Origin of the sequence: Nocardia paucivorans NBRC 100373 (assembly GCF_000308675.1) — a bacterium.
GTDB classification, from domain to species: Bacteria; Actinomycetota; Actinomycetes; order Mycobacteriales; family Mycobacteriaceae; genus Nocardia; species Nocardia paucivorans.
The window spans coordinates 295,050-301,339 of sequence record NZ_BAGE01000053.1 but is presented as its reverse complement, the minus strand read 5'-3'; the positions used below and the strand labels follow the sequence as shown (position 1 = coordinate 301,339).

Sequence of the window (6,290 nt, the reverse complement as noted above, 5' to 3'; positions counted from 1 at the left end):
TCCTCGAGTTCTGCGGACAGGGCGGCGTACTGCGGGCGGGTGGCGATCCAGGCGGTGAACGCGGTCCATTCCCAGCCGCGGCGGCGCGTGATCTGGGCGGCGGTCAGGCCGCGGGTGTATTCGACCGAGGCGTCGGCGAATGCGAGGGCGGCCAGGACCTGCCGGCGGTGCAGGGAGCTGGCGAAGATCCGCAGTTCGAAGGTGTCGGCGGGTCGGACGTTGATCGCCTCGTACCGCAGGCCGCGGCGGTCGCCTTTGGCGTATCCGGCGATGTGGGCGCGGGTGTGAGAACCGAACTCGGCCCACTGTGGGCAGTCACGGCGTGCCAGGGTGGTGACCGGTTCCTGGTTGCGGTAGACGAATTTCATCCACCGATAGATGTGGGCGGGGGAGTCGAATCCGGCGCGGGAAACATGGATGTGGATGCCGACCTCGTCGTCGGTGTAGGCGCCCAGCAGCCGCAACCGTGGTAGCAGCGACCACGGGAACTCCGTGCGGGCGTATGTGAAATCCATCGGGTGGGTGACGAGTTCGAATCCGCACGGCTCGATGGAGGAGTCGTCTTTGAGATAGCCGAGGTCTCCGAGCTCGGCGAGTGCGGCCTCGACTGCGTCCACCAGGTGATAGCTGGGGGTTTTCAGTTCCAGCTCCAAACCCAGGAACAGCGGGCCGCGGCCGTGGAAGACGGGGGTGGGTTTGTAGTCGTAGCCGCGGATCTCGGGGTGGCTGGGGTGATCGAGTTCGCAGGATGCGCAGTAGTTCTCGTCCCACCGGATGAGGGTGGAGCAGTCGTCGCATTCGTGGTAGTCGCCGCGGCGGCAGTCGGCGCAGACCTCGTTGCCGCCGTCGACGCTGTCGGTGTCGCGGCAGCGGTCGTTGCAGTCGTCGCACACCGGGTAGGCATCGAGGCAGTCGTCGCAGACGTCCGGCCCGTCGATGACAGCGGTGATGTAGCGGGAGTAGCGGTGGCAGTCACCGCACTCCGACCAGCTGCGGGCACAGTCCGCGCACAGTTGGGTGTCGAGGACGGTGAGCCGGGGCTCGCGGGTGCGCTCACTGCACTCGTCGCAGTAAACGAGCTCGGTGGCGCAGTCCGGGCACAATCGGTCACCGTCGATCTCGGTCGGCTCTTGGTCGGGAGGTATCGCGTGTGTGCAGTCGTCGCAGGCGAGCGCGGCGAGCAAGGCTGCGGGCATGGGCAGATCACGACCTTTCAGAGGTGGGTGGAGACGAGAAAGCCCCGCTGCCCGGCCTGGGGTGGGCGGTGGCAGCGGGGCTGTGGGCGTGGGCGGGTCAGGGACCGGGATGAAATCCGTTCATCGGCGGGTGCGAGAAGCGCATCCGCGGTGGGTTGCGATCAGCGTCAGCGGGATCCGATTCCGCGTGGCGTGTGCAGTAGCAGTGCGGGAAGGCGGCCTCGCAGACGAAGCACCAGCCGCACCGGGTGCAGTAGCGGCCGGCCCGGTCGAGATCCAGGTGCAGGCAGTACCGGCACACCGCCCGCCGCGTCCGGGCCCGGTAGGCGGTCTTGTAGGTGGTGTTGGAGTACCAGATCCCGTGCTCCCAGACCCCTGCCCGCTCCCCGAAGAGATAGGCGGACTGCTCATATGACGGGTCGATGGTGAGCAGGACCAACTTGCTCGATCCCAGCCAAGACTCCAGTCCTCGGGCGCCGCGGTGGGTGTCGATCGACCCGAACGGCATGGTGGGCAAATAGTCTTCAGCGGCGATGCGGGTATCGGAACGCCGGTCGTAGACGCGGGGCCGGACCCGTTTGGGCAGGGTTCCGTTGTGGGCGAGCACTGTGCGGGCATCGCCCCCGAGCCGGAACGGGTGACAGTTATCCACACTGTGCGCGCCCTGGGTGGCATAGCGCGAATGAAACAACGCCGGACCATTCGGGTAGCGGTCGCGGACGGCCAGGAATCGGTCGATCACACGGTCGGCGCGCATCCCGCGGCCGACGATGATGCGGTCCTCGGGTTCGGCGATCACGGCGAACCCGTGCCCGTGCGGGTTTACCGCAGCCCCGATCCGCAACGGCACCGGCTCCGGAGCTCTATCGGCGGGGAAGTAGGTCAGCAGGCACATGCCAGGGCCCCCATCTCCGCGGCCAGCGACGCGTACTCCGGGCGGTCGGCAACCCAAGCGGCGAAGGCGCCCCATTCCCACGCCCCTGCCTGGATATCGGGGATCCGCAGGGTGCGGGTGTAGTCGATGGAGGCGGCAGTGAACGCCAGCGCCGCCTGCACCTGCCCCACATCCAGCGAGCCGGCGAAAATACGAAGTTCCAAGGTGTGGCGCGGGTGGGGGTTGATGGCCTGATACCGGTCCAAGCCCAGCGCGTGCTTATGGTCTTTGGCAGTGTCGCGCGCCCGCGCACGCGCCGCGCGGTCGAAGGGCGCATACCGCGAACGCCGACGCGCCAGCACACAGACCTCGTCCTCGTTGCGGTAGAGCAGTTTCATCCACCGGTAGATGTGGGCGGGGGAGTCGAACCCGGCCCGGCTGGCATGAACATGCAACCCCACCGTCGCATCGGTTCGGCATCCGAGCTCATCGAGCTCGGACAGCAACGGCCACGGGAAATGCTCGACCGCGAACGGATACGACAGCGGATGGGTCACGATCTCGAAACCGGTGGGCTGGATCGAGGAATCATTCTTCAGATACCCCAAACGCCCCAGCCGGGTGGTGGCTGTGGCGACCGCGGTGTCGTAACGGTGTTCGGGCACGATCACCTCGAGCTCCAAACCTAGATACAGCGGACCAGCGCCGTGGAAGCGTGGGTCGGGTTTGTAGCTGTAGGACCGCACCCGCCGTGGATGCGCACACAGATCGCACGACCCGTTTTCGCGCAACAGCGTCTCGCACACCTGGCACGGCGAATACCGGGTTTCGGCGCAGCGAGGGCAGACACGGAACCCACCGGACAGATACCGGCTCGACGCGCTGTAGCGGTTGCAGCCGAAGCAGGAGTCGAACAGGTTCACGCACTGGAAGCAGACGGGTTCGTCGGTGTCGGTGCGCAGGCCGGGCCCGGTGAGCTCTCGGCACGACACACACGGTCGGTAACCGGCCACACACCTCGGGCACAGCTGCACATCCCCCGCCGTGGAGGTGAGAGTGACCGCCGGCTCGTGGCACCGTTCGCAGTCCCCCAGCTGATCGAAGCAGGGCCGGCACAGAATGCCGGAACCGGCCGAGCGCACCGCCGGGCGGTCGGGTCGGTGACAGACCGTGCAGGAACCGAGGGAAACGTTGTCGGGCATGACGAATGCACCTTTCGGGAAACGACGAAACGCCAGGACGAAGCGCGGAGCTACGCACTGGCGTTGCGGGACAAGGACGGCCAGGAAGCGATGATGGGCCGGTGACCAGGTGCCGAGGACGCGGCCTGAGCGCGGAAGCGGTCACACCTGAACGCTGTTTCTGCATGCACGGTGAGGCATCCGCCGGTGGGAGCTCAGCGCTGGGGAATTCCGGGCTCGGACCCGGCGGCGCCTGTTCGAGCGGCGGGCATTGCGAGATCTGTTGTGGCAAAGCAGGTTAGGCTTATCCACAAGGTGTGGACAGTTATCCATAGGGCTGGGGATCCTGGCCGCTTCCAGGCGGCTGCCGCAGAGCGGTTGGCGTGCTCTGAGGCGCGCCTTGGTAAAGGGCGTTCTCGGCGGTCTGAAGGTGTGTGGAGACCGGCGCCGGGTGTTCTCGCTCGGTCCCGAGGCCGATAATGGTTCAGGCCACGTGGGCGGTGTCGATGTGCCGGCTCGCATCGAGGGTGTCGTTCTCGTCGTCGCCTCGACAACCCCAAGGTGAGCAGCTGCGTTCGATCTTGAGGTCGGCGGCGGTGACGTGGTCGATGAGAAGGATCCGGCCGGCAGGCTGGGACGAGGAGTTTGCGATGCACACGACGAGAAGCAGCGCCCGTGCACCGGAAGCCATTGACCGCCTGCAACATTGGTGTGAGTGATATGTCCGCCGCCGACCGTATGCCGCCGACGGATACACCCAGCCGGCACCGGCGCGTCCGACGGTGCCGCGAAGCGGTCGGCCGGGCACCATCACCAGTGGCGACGAAAGCGGGAAGGAATGGATGTCCTCCTGGATTCGCCAGATCTGATGCTAATGAGGACGGCCCCCCTGTGTGGGGTATGGGGCGTCAGCGTTGAGAAGCGGCGCGGACAAGGTGAGATGTGCGGTATGGTCGCGCCCGCCAGGGATACGGACGCGTACGTCGATGTAGGCAACCAGAGCACCAGGGGTGGCGGGTTCGGCCTGCCAGGGGTGGTGCCGGTCTTCATCGAGCGGGGGAAGGCAGTCGTGGATCCACCGCACCAGTTGCGCGGCATCGGAAATATCTGAAATGGCTGGGCTCCCTTGTAACGTGGACAGGCAGGAACGCCCCGCACAGGAGGTCGAGCCGTTCCTCGTGCGTGGTGGGTGAGACGAGCTGCGGGGTTGTGATGTCCCATTCGGCGGGTTGACCGGTTACACAGGCGCTGCGCCACCGAGCGCTCTGTTCAGGCTGGTGTGCAGGCTGTATGACCCGGATGACGTGAAATGGCAAGTGAGTCGCAGCTGCCGGTGATTGATCAACAACCGGAAGTCGGGCCGAGAACAGCAACGCTGTCAACGGTCGGTGCTCGCGGTGGACCGATGGCCGCAGCTTCCGATCCCATGCACCTGCGATGGCGCCACCTCGGGATTGACGACGGAACCGGCGGGCGGGCTACGGGCGGTTCCTGGAGACGGATGGAACACCGTCACACCAGTGCCGAACACCCCACCAGGTCAAATATCCGCTCAGTGGTTCCACACCCACCCAGGACGTAACGCACGCACCGAATACCGCTGAGGGATACACCGACATCGACAATCACGGGAGGTAATCGATGTGAACACTCACGCTCCGCGGCAGCCGGGTCCGGACTTCGACCCGACCGCGAAGTCTACGAGGCCGTCACCCGTGTCCATCCCCGCCGTAATGCCTGATCGTGTCGGGTAAGGTAGGAAGCGGGACGGATCAGACGGCACGGGTGCGAACAAGGAGCCCCGCATGCGTGCAGATCGTTCGCGATCATCATCGAAAACCAGACGCCCACCTGAGGTCCTCGACCGCATCCAGCGTTCCCGGGAGCGAGCCAAAGCTCGCCGCGATGCCGCCCGCCAGCGAGAGCAGGTCATCATTGCGGCGGTGAAACGCTATATCGACGCCTGGCAGGCGATAGTGGCCCGGGAGAGCAAACGTGACAGCGACATCGAACAACTCCGTCGCCGCATCACGGAGGTCGAAGCCGAAGCCGCTGCCGAAATCGACCGCCACCGCTCCACTCAGGCCGGTGTGGCCGCCACCCTGCGCGAACAGGGTCAAAGCGACGACGAGATCGCCGAACTGTTGGAGATCACCCCGAAGGAGGCACGACGGCTTCTCGGGCTCGCCCGCACCGCGACGAAACCCACCACAACGCAACCGGTCCCGCCGCCCGGCCCACAGAGCGGTGGGCAGAAGGAGCCGAGCCCGGACCCGAACACTCGTGCCCCGGGACCAGCCCGCGCCCTCGGCAGCAAAGGACCAGATGCACACGGCAAGCCGGAACAAGACGGGAACCACCTCGTCGCCGGTGAGGAGTGACCGTTGGTGCGGTTACCGGTTCAGGTAGCCGCCGGCCTTCCAGACCAACCAGCGGAACTGGTCGGGGGTGACGCCATGGCGAGCCGGGATCTCGGGCAGCGGAGGATACGGCCAGAAAGCCAGATAGCAGCGATGGCAGTACCAGCCCGCACCCCACACCGCCATCGCACGGGGACGACCACGCGCGATGCGGGAATTGCGCCGCCCACGTGCGTACACGGCATGTAAAATCAGCAGACCCGGTACAGCGGGGGCGCCCACGAGGAGGATCGCGGCGATAATCGGCGACAGGGAGTGGTCGTCTGGATGCGGGTACATCTTCGTCGTGAGGGCGATGACGAGCATGAGCGCGGTGAACAGCAGCAGCGCCATTGCGAGGAGAGCGAGTCCAACGGTCGGTTTCTGAATCGGTTCGCGGACCAAGCTGCGGGCCAGGGCGGTGCTGTGGCTGCGTTCGATCGTAGTGGTGCCGACCACGGGCACCAGCCCGGTGGAGGCGATGCCGACGCCGGTGTAGGTGCCGGTGTCGTAGCTGGTGGAGACCCCGTCGGCGCAGATCGCGGGCACGCTCTGCACGCCATCGAGCTGGTGACAGCGGGGACAGGTGATATCGACATCCATCCGGGCATTCCCTCCCACGCCGCGGCGTGGGAGAACG

At 66.3% G+C, this 6,290-nt stretch carries 6 protein-coding genes; 1 reads left to right on the top strand and 5 read right to left on the bottom strand.

The window, feature by feature from the left end:
- The 4 genes from ON32_RS20655 to ON32_RS29035 form a co-directional block, all read right to left on the bottom strand.
- A partial coding sequence (locus ON32_RS20655) for a hypothetical protein (RefSeq protein WP_174361654.1) occupies window positions 1-1,196 on the bottom strand: 1,196 nt, incomplete at its 3' end.
- Window positions 1,197-1,293: 97 nt separating this feature from the next.
- On the bottom strand, window positions 1,294-2,091 hold the full coding sequence (locus ON32_RS20650) for a class II glutamine amidotransferase (protein ID WP_157224267.1): 798 nt from the start codon (window positions 2,089-2,091) through the stop codon (window positions 1,294-1,296).
- On the bottom strand, window positions 2,079-3,272 hold the full coding sequence (locus ON32_RS30280; protein WP_245551185.1) for an amidoligase family protein: 1,194 nt from the start codon (window positions 3,270-3,272) through the stop codon (window positions 2,079-2,081). The genes ON32_RS20650 and ON32_RS30280 overlap by 13 nt, the downstream gene beginning before the upstream one ends.
- A 463-nt stretch (window positions 3,273-3,735) precedes the next feature.
- On the bottom strand, window positions 3,736-3,942 hold the full coding sequence (locus ON32_RS29035; protein ID WP_157224266.1) for a hypothetical protein: 207 nt from the start codon (window positions 3,940-3,942) through the stop codon (window positions 3,736-3,738).
- Between the two features lie 1,114 nt (window positions 3,943-5,056).
- Between ON32_RS29035 and ON32_RS20635 the strand changes: the two genes are divergently transcribed.
- The gene (locus ON32_RS20635; RefSeq protein ID WP_157224265.1) at window positions 5,057-5,632 is read left to right on the top strand and encodes a hypothetical protein; all 576 of its coding nucleotides are present in this window, start codon (window positions 5,057-5,059) and stop codon (window positions 5,630-5,632) included.
- 12 nt (window positions 5,633-5,644) lie between these two features.
- Here the strand turns inward: ON32_RS20635 and ON32_RS20630 are convergent, their stop codons facing one another.
- On the bottom strand, window positions 5,645-6,253 hold the full coding sequence (locus ON32_RS20630; RefSeq protein WP_157224264.1) for a hypothetical protein: 609 nt from the start codon (window positions 6,251-6,253) through the stop codon (window positions 5,645-5,647).
- Window positions 6,254-6,290: the final 37 nt, after the last annotated feature.

What these genes read in the sequence shown, in the direction of transcription:
- ON32_RS20650 (WP_157224267.1), bottom strand. Translation starts at nt 2,091, where the DNA reads ATGTGCCTGCTGACCTACTTCCCCGCCGATAGAGCTCCGGAGCCGGTG.
- ON32_RS30280 (WP_245551185.1), bottom strand. Translation starts at nt 3,272, where the DNA reads ATGCCCGACAACGTTTCCCTCGGTTCCTGCACGGTCTGTCACCGACCC.
- ON32_RS29035 (WP_157224266.1), bottom strand. Translation starts at nt 3,942, where the DNA reads ATGGCTTCCGGTGCACGGGCGCTGCTTCTCGTCGTGTGCATCGCAAAC.
- ON32_RS20635 (WP_157224265.1), top strand. Translation starts at nt 5,057, where the DNA reads ATGCGTGCAGATCGTTCGCGATCATCATCGAAAACCAGACGCCCACCT.
- ON32_RS20630 (WP_157224264.1), bottom strand. Translation starts at nt 6,253, where the DNA reads ATGGATGTCGATATCACCTGTCCCCGCTGTCACCAGCTCGATGGCGTG.